The 15,398-nt window shown below is 37.9% G+C and carries 13 protein-coding genes and 1 pseudogene; 4 read left to right on the top strand and 10 right to left on the bottom strand.

Going from position 1 to position 15,398, the window contains the following annotated elements:
- Positions 1 to 7: 7 nt before the first annotated feature.
- From HW120_RS14115 to HW120_RS14125, 3 genes and pseudogenes are all read right to left on the bottom strand, one after another.
- Positions 8 to 601, bottom strand: a pseudogene (locus HW120_RS14115) (5-methyltetrahydropteroyltriglutamate--homocysteine S-methyltransferase); the annotation flags it as partial.
- Positions 577 to 861 (bottom strand): NAD(P)-dependent oxidoreductase, encoded by a 285-nt coding sequence (locus HW120_RS14120; RefSeq protein ID WP_317168389.1) that lies wholly within the window; start codon positions 859 to 861, stop codon positions 577 to 579. The pseudogene HW120_RS14115 and the gene HW120_RS14120, both read right to left, overlap by 25 nt.
- Positions 845 to 1,705 (bottom strand): DsbA family oxidoreductase, encoded by an 861-nt coding sequence (locus HW120_RS14125; protein WP_246296993.1) that lies wholly within the window; start codon positions 1,703 to 1,705, stop codon positions 845 to 847. Before HW120_RS14125 ends, HW120_RS14120 begins: the two co-directional genes overlap by 17 nt.
- A 90-nt stretch (positions 1,706 to 1,795) precedes the next feature.
- Between HW120_RS14125 and HW120_RS14130 the strand changes: the two genes are divergently transcribed.
- Entirely contained in the window at positions 1,796 to 2,161 is a 366-nt protein-coding gene (locus HW120_RS14130; RefSeq protein WP_218618728.1) for a winged helix-turn-helix transcriptional regulator, read from the top strand.
- Between the two features lie 217 nt (positions 2,162 to 2,378).
- Positions 2,379 to 3,089 (top strand): transglutaminase-like domain-containing protein, encoded by a 711-nt coding sequence (locus tag HW120_RS14135; protein ID WP_246296994.1) that lies wholly within the window; start codon positions 2,379 to 2,381, stop codon positions 3,087 to 3,089.
- Positions 3,090 to 3,138: 49 nt separating this feature from the next.
- Here HW120_RS14135 and HW120_RS14140 read toward each other — a convergent pair whose 3' ends face one another.
- From HW120_RS14140 to HW120_RS14165, 6 genes are all read right to left on the bottom strand, one after another.
- Positions 3,139 to 4,569, bottom strand: coding sequence for a glycosyltransferase family 2 protein (locus HW120_RS14140; protein ID WP_246296995.1), 1,431 nt, complete (start codon positions 4,567 to 4,569; stop codon positions 3,139 to 3,141).
- A 4-nt stretch (positions 4,570 to 4,573) separates the two neighbouring features.
- Positions 4,574 to 5,395, bottom strand: a complete 822-nt coding sequence (locus tag HW120_RS14145) for a hypothetical protein (protein WP_177734725.1) — start codon at positions 5,393 to 5,395, stop codon at positions 4,574 to 4,576.
- A 93-nt stretch (positions 5,396 to 5,488) separates the two neighbouring features.
- The gene (locus HW120_RS14150; protein WP_177734726.1) at positions 5,489 to 5,854 is read right to left on the bottom strand and encodes a response regulator transcription factor; all 366 of its coding nucleotides are present in this window, start codon (positions 5,852 to 5,854) and stop codon (positions 5,489 to 5,491) included.
- Positions 5,855 to 5,931: 77 nt separating this feature from the next.
- On the bottom strand, positions 5,932 to 7,923 hold the full coding sequence (locus HW120_RS14155) for a GAF domain-containing hybrid sensor histidine kinase/response regulator (protein WP_177734727.1): 1,992 nt from the start codon (positions 7,921 to 7,923) through the stop codon (positions 5,932 to 5,934).
- Positions 7,924 to 8,573: 650 nt separating this feature from the next.
- On the bottom strand, positions 8,574 to 12,827 hold the full coding sequence (locus HW120_RS14160) for a T9SS type A sorting domain-containing protein (RefSeq protein ID WP_177734728.1): 4,254 nt from the start codon (positions 12,825 to 12,827) through the stop codon (positions 8,574 to 8,576).
- A gap of 186 nt (positions 12,828 to 13,013) precedes the next feature.
- Positions 13,014 to 13,508 carry a T9SS type A sorting domain-containing protein gene (locus HW120_RS14165; protein WP_177734729.1) on the bottom strand — a complete coding sequence of 165 codons (495 nt, stop codon included), beginning with the start codon at positions 13,506 to 13,508 and terminating at the stop codon, positions 13,014 to 13,016.
- A gap of 205 nt (positions 13,509 to 13,713) precedes the next feature.
- Here HW120_RS14165 and HW120_RS14170 point away from each other — a divergent pair, with 205 nt between their 5' ends.
- Complete coding sequence (locus HW120_RS14170) at positions 13,714 to 14,088, top strand: hypothetical protein (RefSeq protein WP_177734730.1); 375 nt, start codon at positions 13,714 to 13,716, stop codon at positions 14,086 to 14,088.
- Between the two features lie 74 nt (positions 14,089 to 14,162).
- Positions 14,163 to 14,672, top strand: coding sequence for a contractile injection system tape measure protein (locus tag HW120_RS14175; RefSeq protein ID WP_177734731.1), 510 nt, complete (start codon positions 14,163 to 14,165; stop codon positions 14,670 to 14,672).
- Positions 14,673 to 14,763: 91 nt separating this feature from the next.
- Here the strand turns inward: HW120_RS14175 and HW120_RS14180 are convergent, their stop codons facing one another.
- Complete coding sequence (locus HW120_RS14180) at positions 14,764 to 15,168, bottom strand: DoxX family protein (RefSeq protein ID WP_177734732.1); 405 nt, start codon at positions 15,166 to 15,168, stop codon at positions 14,764 to 14,766.
- Positions 15,169 to 15,398: the final 230 nt, after the last annotated feature.

Raw genomic sequence — 15,398 nt, forward strand, 5'->3', positions numbered from 1 at the left:
ACATTTCGGCTTTATTGAGCAGGTTCACCATTTTATCCTGAGACGGAACCCTTAGTGAGTGGATGTCATATACGCCCGGACCAATATCGTTTGGATAATTGAAATGTGCAAAGGTATCCAGAAGTTCCATTTGCAAACGGGAACACTCAATAGTGATTACATCGGCATCCATATCTGCAATATCTTCAATGATATCATTAAATTCAGAATAGCACATATGGGTATGTATCTGGGTAGTATCTTTAACTACAGCGGCAGAAACCCTAAAAGCTTTGATTGACCATTCAAAGTATTGCGGCCACTCAGCCTTTCGCAAAGGAAGTCCTTCTCTTATTGCCAGCTCATCAATCTGGATTACTTTTACACCTGCTTTTTCAAGGTCGGCTACCTCATCCCTTATTGCCAGCGCAATCTGAAGACAGGTTTGCGAACGTGGCCGGTCGTCCCTTACAAAAGACCATTGTAATATTGTAACAGGACCTGTGAGCATGCCTTTTACAGGCTTATCTGTTAATGACTAGGCATACTGTGTCCAGAATACCGTCATCGGCTCTGGCCGGCTGACATCTCCAAAAATTACCAGCAGTTTGACACACCGGCTGCAGCGCTAAAGGCATTCACCACTACATCTGCACTCTTTAAAGTTTCTGTCAAGGTATTTACATCCGTAACGTCCACTTGCACAAACTGAAGATTACTTTTGTCCGACGTGTTTTCCTTTCTGGAAATAGCCACTACATCCAGATTCCTGTTCACTAATTCATTGGTAATTTGGCTGCCCACAAAACCGGTAGCCCCGATAACTGCTATTTTCATTGTCCTAATAGTATTATTTGATGATTCATTATTCACACGTGCCATCGGGTTTGCAGGAAGCTCCTTCGATGATTTCTAATTTTGTTTCCGGATGGTCCTTGCGCCATTCGGCAAATGATTTTTCCAATACGTCCAAAAACGACTTAGGGTCCTGAGCTCCCGAAACCGCATATTTTCTATTGAACACAAAAAAAGGAACGCCTGTTACGCCGATCTGCTGTGCTTCTCTAAAGTCTGCTTGTACCTCTGGTAAATATGTCTGCCCGTCTAATGCTTTTTTCAGCGCATCTGCATTCAAGCCAATGGTTTTACCCAAGTCCAATAGAGTATTGATGTCGTCAATGTTTTTGCCATCTGTAAAGTAGGCTTTAAACATTACCTCTTCCGCTTCAATTCCTTTGCCATTGGCTTTGGCGAAATGCTGAAACTGGTGCGCTCTCAAGGTGTTGGCAGGAATGGCCTTATCAAAATTGTAGGTCAAGCCCACCTCCTTTCCCATCCGTGTAGCATAGCCGTTCAATTGTTTGGCCTCTGCAAGGCTTATTCTTTTTTTCTCTACCAGTATATCGTGAATGCTTCTGCCAGGCTGTGTCTGTAAATCGGGCATAACCTGGAAACTTTTCCATTCGATTTCCACGTTATTTTTATCTGCAAAATCTTGCAGAGCCGTGTCAAATTTTGCTTTTCCGATGTAACAGAACGGACACATCACATCGCTCCAAATTTCTATCTTCATTTTATTTTCTGATTTTATCCTGATCAAATCTTCCTGAGCTGTTGGAAATTCTTTAGCGGACTGTTGGTTGTGAGCATAAAGCCAACCAGCGGTCGGGGCAACGATTACAGTCAGGAAGGAAAATATCTTTTTATTCATTTTGATTCGATTCATCGAAGCCTGTTACTTTTTTTAATTGCTTTATCATGCAAATTTACAAAACAAATACTTACTTTTGTATAGTATCGCAGTAAAAGATAAGGTATGGAAATGGAATTAATCGACATCAATCGCATCAAAAAATGCCCTGAATCGTATATGATGGCGGTCAACGATACATTAAATGTGTTGGCCGGCAAATGGAAATTACGCATCATGGCTTCCCTGCAGTTTGGCAAAAAGCGTTTTAAAAACCTGGAAAAAGAAATTCCGAAAATCACGCCCAGAATGCTCTCCAAAGAATTACGGGATTTGGAACTGAATGGTATGGTAAAACGAACCGTTTACGACACCTTCCCCATTACAGTGGAATATGAGTTTACAGAGTCCGGAAAATCATTTAAGAATGTAATAGACGCCATGATTGTCTGGGGGATTGAGCATCGGCAGAATGTGATTAAGCAACAGTAATTTGCCAGAATAAGAAAACATCTCCCTGTAAAATGAAGACATGTTTAAGTTTTGGTATAACACGGAAACGGCACACCAGTTTGGATTTATAGACAGTCCGCATTACAACAGGTTGTTTAAGGAAACTTTGGATTGACCCCAAAAATCCTATCCCAACTAAAATAGCCAGTTTATACAAGTCTATCTCATTTATATTGTTCAATTTTGCAATACAGATATGAATGACATGAACAACTATTTAAAAGAAACTCCCCTGCTGGATTATTCACATACCACTATCCGGGAATTGGTGGAACAAAGACAGTGGATGCCACTCGAAACAGTTGCCCGGGTAAAGGCTGTTTACAATTTTGTACGGGATGAAATAAAATTTGGATACAATACATCTGACGCTATCCCGGCATCCAAAATCCTGAAAGATGGTTACGGACAATGCAATACCAAGGCCACCTTGCTGATGGCTTTACTTCGGGCAACGGATATACCAAACCGCATTCATGGCTTTACCATTGATAAAGCATTACAAAAAGGAGCAATCACAGGAATTTGGTATCGGCTTTCGCCTTCCGATATCCTACACAGTTGGGTAGAAGTTTGGGTAGACGGACAATGGTATTTTATGGAAGGGGTGATCTTGGATAAGCCATATTTGTCCAGATTGCAGCAGCTATACAAAGATTGCAAAGCAACTTTTTGTGGATTTGGTGCGTACACATCCAATTTTGAAACCCCACCGATCGAATGGAACCTTAACCATACCTACATTCAGGACAAAGGAATCAATCAGGACTTTGGACTTTTTGATACGCCCGATGATTTTTATGCCCGGCACCAGCAACAATTAAGCCCCTTAAAGCGGTTTATTTTCAGCAACATAGTACGGCACATCATGAACAAAAATGTAGAACGCATCAGAAAAGGAAATTGATATTTTATTTGGTAAAGTACCAAGTGTTTAGAAAGCCGTTACTTTATTATCACTTCTTCGTAAACCCTTTTCTTGTCATTTCGCCCCAGCCTTTGGTACCCATAATTTTTTCTTTATACCCTACCAAAGCGGAATAAACCGTTATCGGGTGAAAATATAACGGTTCTATAAAAGCAGCCAGTAACAGTTTTACAAAATCGGCTTGTTTGGGGTATTTGTGGTACGTAAGCTCTTCACAGTACAGCGCAATAACCGAAAAGAAAATAGCAAAGGAATAGACAAACAATATCAGTAAAAAGAAGAAATGCCAGTTGAGCATACCGGATATCAGGAAAATAACGGTCATGATAAACCCTATAAACTCTATTGCCGGTGCCAAAAATTCAAATAGTGTCCAGTATGGTACGCTGATTAGTCCCAAAAGTTTGTAATTCGGATTCAGGAACATTTTTTTATGAATGCTAAGGGTTTCGATTGTTCCCCGCATCCAGCGGCTGCGCTGCTTTTTGAATATTTTGAATTCTTCCGGTGCTTCGGTCCAGCACAGCGGATCGGGTATATAACTAACCGCATAAGGCAGTTTGTTTTCGAGCATATAACGCCGCATGCGTACCACGAGTTCCATATCCTCTCCTACCGTTTTGGTGCTATAGCCACCAGCCAATAAGGCTATTTCTTTATCAAAGGCTCCAAAAGCACCGCTGATTAATAATAATCCGTCAAGCCTGCCCCAGGCCATTCTTCCTAAAAGAAAAGCCCTTAAATATTCCAGAACCTGTATGCGGGACAGCATGCTATCCGGAACATTTACCTCAACCAGACGTCCGTTTTTAATAATGCACTGGTTCGCTATCCTCACTACGCCGCCGGTCGCAATAATGCGCTTGCCATGCGATTCGAGAAAAGGTTTTGCCAGTTTGAGCAGTGAATCTTTATCAAGGATACAATCCACATCAATACATACCACGTATGGATATTCTGCTATATTAAGACCTGCATTCAGGGCATCGGCTTTGCCTCCGTTTTCCTTATCAACTACAATCAGTTTTTTAAACGCTGCATTCCGGGAGCGGTACAGGCCTTTTATTTTTTTTGTTTCAATTTTTGAATGCACCTCAAGTTCCGTTAGGACAAGATCATACGTCCTGATCAGGATCTCCATCGAATTGTCCTTACTCCCGTCATTCACTACGATTACCTGATAATTGTTGTAATTCAGGGAAAGTAACGATTTTACATTTTCTTCAATCGTGAAACCTTCATTGTATGCCGGTGCGATCAGGGAAAGTTTCGGCGCAAATTCGCTTGTAAGCAGTACGTTATAGTCTACAAAACTATTCTTTTTAAGATAGCCTCTCAGCTCTTTGGCAGAAAGGTATGCCAATATGAGATAGGACGACATAATCAATACCGCATAGGCCAGTATAAGGACTAAATACAGGTCAAAAAACAATGCTATTTCATTATTCAAAAAAGTCATCTGCTTATATTGTTAATGTCTGTAATACGTTTTGCGCTTCATATTTTATTGCGGTATTGGGCGCTCTTTCGGCCAACTGTGCTACATACGGCACTTTTTGTGACAGCTTAAGTTCTTTAATAAGCTTTAAGCCGAGAGCGATAACCGTTGTATTCTGTGATTCCAGTAAATACTCAATCCCTTTGGTATCGCCTAAATCATGTTTTTTAAAAGCGTCTATAATATTCACCTGCGTCCAGTCATCAATCGGATAAGGATGTGCTGTGAGGTGTACGATCCCTTCTGTCCCACCCAGTTTGATTCCCGCATTTATGGCGGTAATCTGCAAGGTTTTATTCCGGGCTTTGGAATATGTTATGATCGTATCGAAAGCGTCCTTAACGTTCATCTCCGCCAGTTCGGTAATCCCTTTACAGCGGACATCCCATTTGAGGCTTTTAAGCTTTTTTAAGGAATCATTGATTAATCCGGATTCTTTATAAAACTGTTCCAGCTTCTGTGCATAAAGGCCATCATAATTTTTATGGAGGTTGATAACCGACTCCGTTATCACTTCCCGGAAAAAACGATTATCTGCTTTCGCCGCATACTCTTCGTCCTGCATAACGACAGAAAAAGGAATGTCCTGGAAAGCCACGGCAAACAGTAATTTGTCAATACAGCTACTGTATACAATCCGGAGCCTTTCTCTTTTTATATTGCCGCTTCGGCTTTTAATAATGAACAGGTACAGGAAAAATGATGCCGTTATAAACAAGCCGGTTGCCAGGATTAAAAAAGGCTCGCTCCATGTACCGCTTGTATAAAGTTCCCGGAAATGTATCATTTTAGAAATATTTCGTAATAATTAGCTGAAAAGTAAACCTGTTTCTGTACTATCTGTACACCGGCAGAAAAATAAAATCGTATCTAAACGTCATCAAACACGGATGTTCAACAGCTTATTGATTCTCACCAAAAGCACCGCCGGACTGACCGGTTTAGCTATAAATTCGTTGGCTCCGATGTCGAAAGAATCCAGTTCGGTCTGTTCCACCCCTGAAGAAGTCAGTATAATTACAGGAATATCTGAATTCAGGCGCTGTCTTACATACTGCGTGATTTCCATTCCGCTGATGCCGGGCATGTTGATATCGGTAAGGATCAGGTCGTAACTATTGGTTTCAATAGCATCCAGTGCATCCTTACCATCAGAAAACTGGTCAACAGTATATCCTTTAGACTCTAAGAAAAAAGATAATGATTTGCGTAGGATATCATTATCTTCTGCTAAAACTATTCTCATTGATTTAATATTTGTCTTGGGGGCAAATTGTATTTTATTCGAGCCAAAAATGATGTAAAACCATATATAATATTTTTTTACAACAGCTCTTTTAAATATTTAACTACTTCTACAATTCCGGAATGCAGGGTATCGATTTCCCCGGCTGTTGCTGAGGTAAACTGACCCAATCCGGCTTCCATCTCGATAGCGGACAAACAGTGACTAAGGTCTTCCAGCATGAACATGTCTAAACTGGATTTCATATTATGCGTCAGCCGCTTTACCATATCGTGGTCATTATTATGAAAGGCTTCCTGCAGCTGTGCTACATCGGCCGGAATTTTTTCTATAAAAAGAGCTATAATTTCTTTTCTGAAGTTCTGGTCTCCGCTTGATGTTTCATCGATAAAAGACAAATCGACCTTTCGCTTACGGTTAAGTTTATTATCCGGGCTCAATGCCGCTTTTATAGCTTCTAAAAGGACTGCCTGTTTGAACGGTTTGGGTACATAAGCATTCATCCCCACATCATAACAACGTTCCTGTTCTCCAATGAGGGAGTGTGCCGTCATGGCAACAATAGGAATCGATGAGTTCAGGTCATTCCTGATATATTCGGTGGTCTGGTAACCATCTTTAACCGGCATCTGAAGATCCATCAGTATCAGATCGTATTCGTTTTTTAATAAGAGTTCTATCCCTACTTCTCCGTTTTCGGCAATGTCTAATTCAAAACCAAAGTTATTGATAACACTCTTCGCCAGTTTTTGATTTAAAACATTGTCTTCACAAAGCAGTATTTTAAGTCTGCCCAGATTTTCTCCGGATAATGTTTCCGTTTTTGTTTCCGTATAAGCTGCTTTTTCATAGGTGAGTACAAAGAAAAATTCGGAACCTCTTCCTTCCTTACTCTTCACCTGGATTTCGGCGTTCTGTAATTCAATTAACTGCTTTACAATGCTGAGACCAAGTCCTGTACCGCCAAATCTTCGCGTAGTACTTTCTTCTGCCTGCGTGAAGCGTTCAAAAATAGTTTTGAGCTTATTCTCCGGAATACCAATACCGGTATCTTTAACCGAGAACCGAAGTGCATAATGATTGTCTGTTTCTTCAACCATTTTTACAGAAACCGTTACTTCTCCATCTTCTGTAAACTTCAGAGCGTTACCCACAAGGTTAACCAGCACCTGGTTTAGTCTTCCCTGATCGCCAACCACCATTTCCGGCATATCTGCATCCAGGAAGAGATTGAATTCAATATCTTTCGGAACCTTTACTTTTAGTAAATTATAAACGTGTTTAAGTGTCTTTTTTAAATTGAATGGTTCTGTCTCAATGGTTAAATTACCGGATTCAATTTTAGAAAGATCCAGAATATCATTAATGATCAGCAGCAGGTTTTCCCCGGCTATCTGTACACTATCGATATAATCATGCTGGGTAGCATCCAGTTTTGTCTGGGCAAGAAGATCCGTAAAGCCAATTATCGCATTTAACGGTGTTCTGATCTCGTGACTCATATTGGCCAGGAAACTATCTTTGGCCAATACCGCTCTTTCGGCAATTTTTCTCTGAGCGTCCAGTTCAATATTTTTGGTTCTTAGTTCCAGTTGGTTTATAACGTGTTTTGCCACGATTGAAAGGGCATTCCGCTGGTTTTCGTTAAGCTCTTTAGAAACGTGGTCTATCGCGCAGATGGTGCCTATGTTGTAACCATCAGGCGTGGTAAGCGGAATACCGGCATAAAATCTGATTTTAAAGCCCCCGGTTACATTCGGATCGTCTTTAAATTGGTCGTTTAAAAAGGTATCGCTTATTTCAACCATTTTGGAATCCATAATGGTATACTGGCAGAACGTAATTTCACGCGGAACTTCCGACACTCCAATTCCTATTTCGGATTTAAACCACTGCCTGCTCTCATCTATAAATGAAATATGGGCAATAGGTACGCCGCAGATGTAGGATACCAGTTTTGTTGCATCATTAAAAGCATGATCGGGCAATGTGTCCAGGATATTGTAACGCTTTAATGCGGCTAAACGTTCTAATTCGTTGTGTGGAATCGGATATTGTTGATTATTCATTTTATCAAAAGGAAAAATGCATAAGTACAAAAATAATTCGAGATAAAACCCTGCTAAAGGATTTTGTAACCTAAAAAAAATCAGGACCGGTTATTGTACCTGTACCTGCCTAAACTTATTGCCGCCTTTTTATTCATCCAGATCAAATTATTTTTTCGGGCATTTGACTTTTCGGGTAATTATTGGCACTAATCCAGGATCACTACAGTGGTATAAAGGCAGCAAAGTTACCAGCCTAAAGAGCAGTCCAATACCTTCCTTTTTTCTGTTGCGACCAGAAATTTATTCGAACCTCCTTTTTATAAGGACAGCTGTTCAAACTGTTTCATCAAAAAAGCGGCGAGGTGTTTTCTCCTGTGACTGCTTTCTGTTACTATACTGTCGTAAACAGCTAAATCATCGACAAGAACAATATGATTGGCTACATTTTAAATAGCTATTAATAAAGCCCCTAACAATATTGTCCTAAAATCAAAACTGAAAATTATTTTAGATAGGGTTGAATCACATAAAAAATCTCAAAAGCAACTTATACTTTTGAGATTTTTTTAAAGATCATTTTTAGGTTGATGATTCATATTGATTTCATCAAATATCCGTGCTATTTTATGTGCATAACAATTGTATGCTTTTCGTTATAATCATGTTTATTAGTTTTTAATTAGTTTAAGAGTTACTGTCTGTATACCATTTTCCAGTTTTGCCAAATAATAACCCGTTGCCAAATGTTGCAGATTTATTATATTATTCTCTTTTGGAGTTAAACTCGTAGAATATATTTTTTCGCCTAAAATATTATAAATAGAAACCAAATAATAGGCTTCTTTTTCCTGGCTTAAATCAATATTAAACAACTCCTTGCTTGGGTTTGGATAAACTTTAATATTGCTATAGCTTTGATTCATTTCAATCTCAGGTTCACCAACTTTAGCCTGGAAGCCTGCCGTACCAGATATTCTGGTAATATTTCCAGCCGGTAGTCCATTAAAAGTCAGGAATTTCCCTCCCACTATTATTTTACCATCACTCTGTAATTTTAACGCTTTAATATAATTATTGGTTATACCTGGCAAATCTGTAGTTCCTTCACCAATAGAAAACGTAGAGTCTAATGCTCCGTTTGGATTAAGGCGTATCATCTTTTTCACCGGATTTCCATTAAAAGTAGTAAACTCTCCTGCAATGATTATTTTGTTAGTACCCGGTTCCAAGAGTATGTCATTTATACCTCTTTCTACACCCATAGTAATATTAAAATTAGGGTCAATTTGCCCGTTATTTAATAACCTTACGATACATTTTACATTAGTACCATTATATTTTGTAAAACCTCCCACAACTATGATCTTACCATCTGCCTGTAACACCATTTTAGTTAAAGGACCAAAAATAGAGACATTCAGATCATTATAACTTATTGAGCCTATGGTATCTCCAGCAAAAAAACTACTATCAAGTGTACCGTTGGCATTCAATCGAATGATATTTTTTACTGTAGTACCTGCAACTGGTGATGAAAAACTACCCAATAAGAGAATTTTACCATCCGGTTGTATCAATATGGACTGAACAATAGCCCAATAATATGTATTTAATTCTGTAGGGTTAAAAGTAGGGTCTAAAGTCCCGTCCGTCTTAAGCCTTACTATACCTTCTTTTTGTACTCCATTATATGAATAGAAATCCCCTCCCACTAATATTTTACCATCCGATTGTATTGCACAGGCATAACCATTATGGTTTGTACGACCAGACATTCCCGCAGTACCTACACCACCCACATTAAAACCTGGATCGACACCTCCATCCGGCAATAATCTGGTAACACATGAAGTCGTGCTGCTAAATACTGAATTAGTCGACACTACAATGATTTTATTATCCGATTGTATTGCTAATCCATTTCCTCCCTGGTTACCTGTATAACTAAAGCCTGGGTCTAATGTTAGATCGGTATTAAGTCTGGCTATATAAGGTTTTGAAATATTATTGTACGTGGAAAAGTGACCTGCAATAATTATTTTATTGGTATTTTGCTGCCCAATATTCCTAACCAAATTATTAGCTCTTACATTAGCAGGCAGCGTAGACTCATTTGCCCTACTTACAACAATAGTAACTGTAGCAGTGTCTGTAATATTGCAATTCCCAAAAACACTTAATGAATAAGTTAAAACATAAGTTCCAGCCGGAGTATTTACAGGAACAGTAATTGCTCCCATACTATCAATACTTGCACCTGCAATAGAAACCGGTGCAACTAATGCCATAGAAACATTGGATAACGATTCTGGACTAGAAAGCACGCCATTATACTTATCATTTGCATATACGCTAATAGTAGTACCACCAGTATTACTGTATATGGGTGCACTGGTAAAATCATCGTTTATAGCATCTATTGCAATCGTATTAGCCACTGTGGTTGTTACATTAATCGTTCCATATAAAGTTGTTACACAACCATTTGAATTAGTGAATGTATAGCCAATGGTTATAATACCAACACCTGCTACTGAGGCATTAAAAGAATAAACGCCATTGGTTACCGTTACGCCCGGACCTGAAAAAACGCCATTCTCAGGTACATCAGACAAATAAGCTCTTAAATCATTGAGCTTTTGAGTAGTACAAATAGCTGTAGGTAGTTCCAGTTTCTTCCCGTTAGTAGGAATTAAAACAACATTATCTATATAATAACTTCTACGAAAAGTTTGTGGTGAGTTTAATTCTTCATTCGCATAATTATAATATTCACATCCTGGAATATTCGAAGCAGGAGTATTTGTCACTATTGTTTCGTTATTCAATGCTCCTAAATACAAAAATTGCTCACCACCCGTAGTCGTGGTAAAATTAAATGTTATGGTATCCCAGCCATTAGTATTTCTTATTATTCCTGGTGATGTAAATAGATTAGCTGTATTTGTAATACTAATCTCTGTCGTAGGATTTAGAGGGACTACTTCAATATTCGAAAAATAAGCCTGTAAGCTACTTGCAAAAGCACTAGATCCTTCAGCTAGCGATGCGTCAAAACTCAATTGATAAGTAGTGTTAGGCTGCAAAGGTGTTTTTAACGTTGTATACAAATGTGCTCTACCCAGATTATGCTTGGAAACGATGATATTTGCATATCCATTACCAATATTATTATTAGACGTCTGATAGCCACGCATATTACAAGGAACACCTGGTGTATGAGAAGTTGAATTAGGAGCAGCAAGCGCATTAAAGTAGGAAGGAGCCATTACAGGAGAACTTGGATAATTCCATCCGCAGGCTTTTGTTATTTGATAAGCACTTGTTGGCAAACTGGAATACTGCTCAAAATCACCATTCATTACCAAATTACAGGCTGTAGGTACAGGACTGCAGCTATCCGGGTTAGGTAGTGGTAAAATATATACATACATATAAGTAATATTCCCTCGTTGTGTACCATTAACCGGTACATAGCGCAACAGGTGTAAACCGGGAACTATTGTTGTAAAATTAATTGTTGTTCCTGCTGTCCCTGCTGTTGCCGAAAGTGTTGCTGCTGCTGTGATATCCTGCAGACATTCAAAACTAGTAGCATTTACATCGTTGGATAAAATTCCTGATAGGATTACGTTGGTACTGGTAGCACCAGCTGTACTAATCGAGCCTATAAATGTATAGGTACCATCTGCATTTATCCCATCATTAAGACCAGCAACTGTAATACCACTACAAGCCGTGCCTCCATAATTAATAAAACCACTACTTGTAGTACTTGAACCAAAAGTAGTTTTTACATTATAACCTATATCACATAAGGTTTTACGTTCTTCGTTTTTTAAATATCTTTTGGTAATTCCTTTGTTGATATTGTTACTCAATACAAAATAGGCATCATTACCATAAGGACTTGTACAGGTTGGATATAACTGATCTTCAAAATGACTTAAACTGCTACCCGGTTCAAAACAGGTTGGAGTATAAACCGGTACAGTAGAAGTTCCTACATATTTTACGGCATTAATACAGACCGTACTGTTAAGTGAACCACTGCTTAAATTGTCTGGTGAAGTACATCCCGGCCGTAAAATTGAAAGCGGTACGATTGGGTTAAAACTAACGTCATACATTGTACAACTCCCCATAGTCAGCAACGGTTGATTTGTATTGGATCTTAAAAAAGTATCATATCTGGTATAATACCCCATTCCGGTTATTGAAGCTCCATTTTGATCTATAAAGCTATTAAAGCCCAGGGCATGCGTTATCTCATGCAACATAACGGTATATAAATCATATAAATTACCTGGTGCATTTATTGTCAGATCTGTATGCCACAATATATTTGAATCGGTGAAGTTAAAAGCAACCTCACCGTGGTAAAAATTACCTAAATTTCCCATATTAGTATAAGAATCATTTCCCAGATGTATTGTCTTCCACATTTCCCCATCCAAAATACCTCCTGCAAAAATACCTGGATTATAAGGTGCAATGTAATATGAAGATGCCATACCTAAAACTCCTGCCGGAGCAGAAGTATTGTTGAAATTCTTAACCAAAATATTTACTTTCTTACCGGTAGCAGTAAGTGGAGAAGTAATAAAATTAGACAAGTCTTCAAAAACTTTACAGATTACAAGCCTGCGGGCATTATGAACCGGGTTTGAAGTATTTTCCATTCCTGATCCTGTTTCGAAAAACAAATTAAAATAAGACGTTGATGAACATGTCAGCTGCGGTGATCTATTTAACGATCTATCCGGAGTATTGATTGTTATGTCATTAAGAGTATACTGCTTTCCATATCGATCATATATTTTCCCCAATGAAGGTTTTTGCTGGGAATACCCCTTTAAAAAGGTTATCAATACCAGAAATAGTAATGAAAAATTTTTACCTATGTGTTTATTTTTTGTCATAAAAAATATTTAGAATGCTAAAATAACGAAAACACATCCACATTTTAACATTCCAAAAAGAAAAAGTCGCAATTTGCAAACATTGCTTTTTTAATGACCTTTTTACACACATAGCTTTTTTTAAGAAGCTTATCTCGTTTTAATCCCGAATAACCACAGAGGTATAAAAGCTGTAAAGCTCCCAGCCTAAAGAACGGTACAGAGCCTTCCCTTCTTCTGTTGCGACCAGAAAATTATTTGAAACTCCTTTTGATAAGAAGCCCGATTACTGTTCTCTTTGGATTTTAAAATTACTCTTCCTTTGATATCTTTAATCTCTATAGAAAAAATGTTTGATTGGGATTCAATATTAAGAATATTATTTACCGGATTGGGATATATCGTTAAATCATTTTGAAAAGCAACTTCCTTGTTTGATAGCACACCGCAGCTTAACGATATTGGAACATTCGAATTGGTATTGGTACCGTTGCCTAATTGTCCGCTTTGATTCCAGCCCCAGGTCCAAAAAGTTCCGTCTGTTTTTATTGCAGCCGTGTGACCATGTCCTTCACTTATACTTTGCCAGCATTGAGCATAAGTTAAATTGCTAATGAATATTACTAAAAGTAAAAAACAAACCTTTTGATTTTTTATGTTATTTTTCAAAAAAAGCGTACTATTTTTCTCATATTGATTCATTTTAATTAAAATTAATGCAATACAATCACACAATATATCCCAGCCATAGTGTTAAAGTAATCAAATTACACTAATAATGAACCTATATTATCCAAACATTGCCTTAGCTTTTCATTTCAATTTATCTTATTCATTGTCTTCTTAGGCTTACATGGAATCTTTTATTAAATTTACTACAACCTTAATTGTTATTAAACAGCGAATCATGCCAATACGATTTTTAATAGTATTCCTTTCTTTGTGTTTTTTGTCCTGCAAAAAAGAGGATCGTACGGAAACCGATAAAAAGGAAACCGTACCTGTGGCTGCTTTTGATAAAATCAAATGGAAAACAAAAGAAAATCGGGATTATCCCTATAGGGACAAAATGCTTGACTATTTAATGACAAGCGATACCCTGAAAAAATTAAAAAAAGAGGAAGTACTGAACCTGCTTGGGCAACCGGACCGGATTGACAGTGCCTATCTGTTCTACAGGATAAATCAACAAAGGCTGTATTTTTTTCCTTTGCATACCAAAACATTAGTCATTAAACTAAAAGAAAACGACAGTGTAAAGTCTGTTATGATCCATGAATAGATGGGCAAAAACCGGCTGTTGCTTATTTTGACTGGGATAAATACATCCAACCAAAAACAATTTAAACAACTGTTATGAAAGAAGCGATTAAGGTAGAAAACGCAGGAATGGTAATCCTGACTAATTATATCCCAGTTTTATTGGAACGCCTTCATTTAGTAAGCGGCAAACAATTTACCAGTCCAGAAAACCAGCATAATGCAGCCCTTTATTTACAATATCTGATTACAGGATTACAGAAAACAGATGAGGTTTATTTGTCCTTGAATAAAGTTCTTTGCGGATTGCCTGTAAATCAAGACTTAGCTGATCAAATGGAGATCTCCAATGAAGACCAATTGCTAATGACCGGTTTAATAGAAGCTGCCATTTCACACTGGACAGCCATTGGCCGCTGTTCTGTTGATGCTTTCAGGGGTAATTGGCTTATCCGGGATGGAATACTAACAGAACATGAAGACAAATGGGAACTCACCGTTGAAAAAAGAGTTTACGATCTATTACTTAATAAATCTCCTTTTTCTTTTTCAATTATAAAACATCCCTGGATGAATAAACCTTTATATGTCAACTGGCCTTATTAATAGCCTTTTCACAAGGAATAGTGCATTATTTTTAGCCGATTCTGCAACATAAAAACACCATTTCAAAAAGGCAATTAACTTAAAAGCCGGTTTATGCTTTAATTTGCTGCTTCTTAACGGCATCAATGCTATATGGTCCTGCTCCGAAATAGGAAATCATCAGCGCACCGCCAACAATAGACATGTTTTTCATAAAGGTCATCAAAACCAGCTGATGCTGCATGCTATCTTCAACAGCCCAGAAATTGTGCATGATAAAAGTTACCGGCAGCAATACCAGAATGATGAGCCAGGCACCCCATTTTGCCATAAAACCAAATAAAATACTCAGTCCGCCCAGCAATTCGAATATTCCAACCAGCGGAATAAGGATATAGGATAACGGTATTCCCTTGACTGCTGCTTCATAGACATAACTGTCCGAAAATTTAGCAATGGAAGAATACATAAAGATCATGCTGAAAAGAAACCGGCCGATTAAAGGAATACACTTCATGATTCAGGAATATATATTGTTAGGAAATATGCTTTTTAATACAAATAAAAAACACTGTTTGAAATTTCCTTCAATATACTAAAAATAAATCAAACAACTCATAATCAACACAATATTAATAAAACCCAATTTTCAAATAACGATAATTTATGGTTTCATTAATACAATCACAAGCTTGCATATCCCAGACTATCCCCAATAATACCATGCCCTTTGCCTCTTGCCCTTTG

Origin of the sequence: Flavobacterium inviolabile, assembly GCF_013389455.1 — a bacterium.
Classification (GTDB): domain Bacteria; phylum Bacteroidota; class Bacteroidia; order Flavobacteriales; family Flavobacteriaceae; genus Flavobacterium; species Flavobacterium inviolabile.

What these genes read in the sequence shown, in the direction of transcription:
- HW120_RS14150 (WP_177734726.1), bottom strand. Translation starts at nt 5,854, where the DNA reads ATGAGAATAGTTTTAGCAGAAGATAATGATATCCTACGCAAATCATTA.
- HW120_RS14120 (WP_317168389.1), bottom strand. Translation starts at nt 861, where the DNA reads ATGGCACGTGTGAATAATGAATCATCAAATAATACTATTAGGACAATG.
- HW120_RS14155 (WP_177734727.1), bottom strand. Translation starts at nt 7,923, where the DNA reads ATGAATAATCAACAATATCCGATTCCACACAACGAATTAGAACGTTTA.
- HW120_RS14165 (WP_177734729.1), bottom strand. Translation starts at nt 13,508, where the DNA reads ATGAATCAATATGAGAAAAATAGTACGCTTTTTTTGAAAAATAACATA.
- HW120_RS14170 (WP_177734730.1), top strand. Translation starts at nt 13,714, where the DNA reads ATGCCAATACGATTTTTAATAGTATTCCTTTCTTTGTGTTTTTTGTCC.
- HW120_RS14130 (WP_218618728.1), top strand. Translation starts at nt 1,796, where the DNA reads ATGGAAATGGAATTAATCGACATCAATCGCATCAAAAAATGCCCTGAA.
- HW120_RS14135 (WP_246296994.1), top strand. Translation starts at nt 2,379, where the DNA reads ATGAATGACATGAACAACTATTTAAAAGAAACTCCCCTGCTGGATTAT.
- HW120_RS14125 (WP_246296993.1), bottom strand. Translation starts at nt 1,705, where the DNA reads ATGAATCGAATCAAAATGAATAAAAAGATATTTTCCTTCCTGACTGTA.
- HW120_RS14140 (WP_246296995.1), bottom strand. Translation starts at nt 4,569, where the DNA reads ATGACTTTTTTGAATAATGAAATAGCATTGTTTTTTGACCTGTATTTA.
- HW120_RS14180 (WP_177734732.1), bottom strand. Translation starts at nt 15,168, where the DNA reads ATGAAGTGTATTCCTTTAATCGGCCGGTTTCTTTTCAGCATGATCTTT.
- HW120_RS14160 (WP_177734728.1), bottom strand. Translation starts at nt 12,827, where the DNA reads ATGACAAAAAATAAACACATAGGTAAAAATTTTTCATTACTATTTCTG.
- HW120_RS14175 (WP_177734731.1), top strand. Translation starts at nt 14,163, where the DNA reads ATGAAAGAAGCGATTAAGGTAGAAAACGCAGGAATGGTAATCCTGACT.
- HW120_RS14145 (WP_177734725.1), bottom strand. Translation starts at nt 5,395, where the DNA reads ATGATACATTTCCGGGAACTTTATACAAGCGGTACATGGAGCGAGCCT.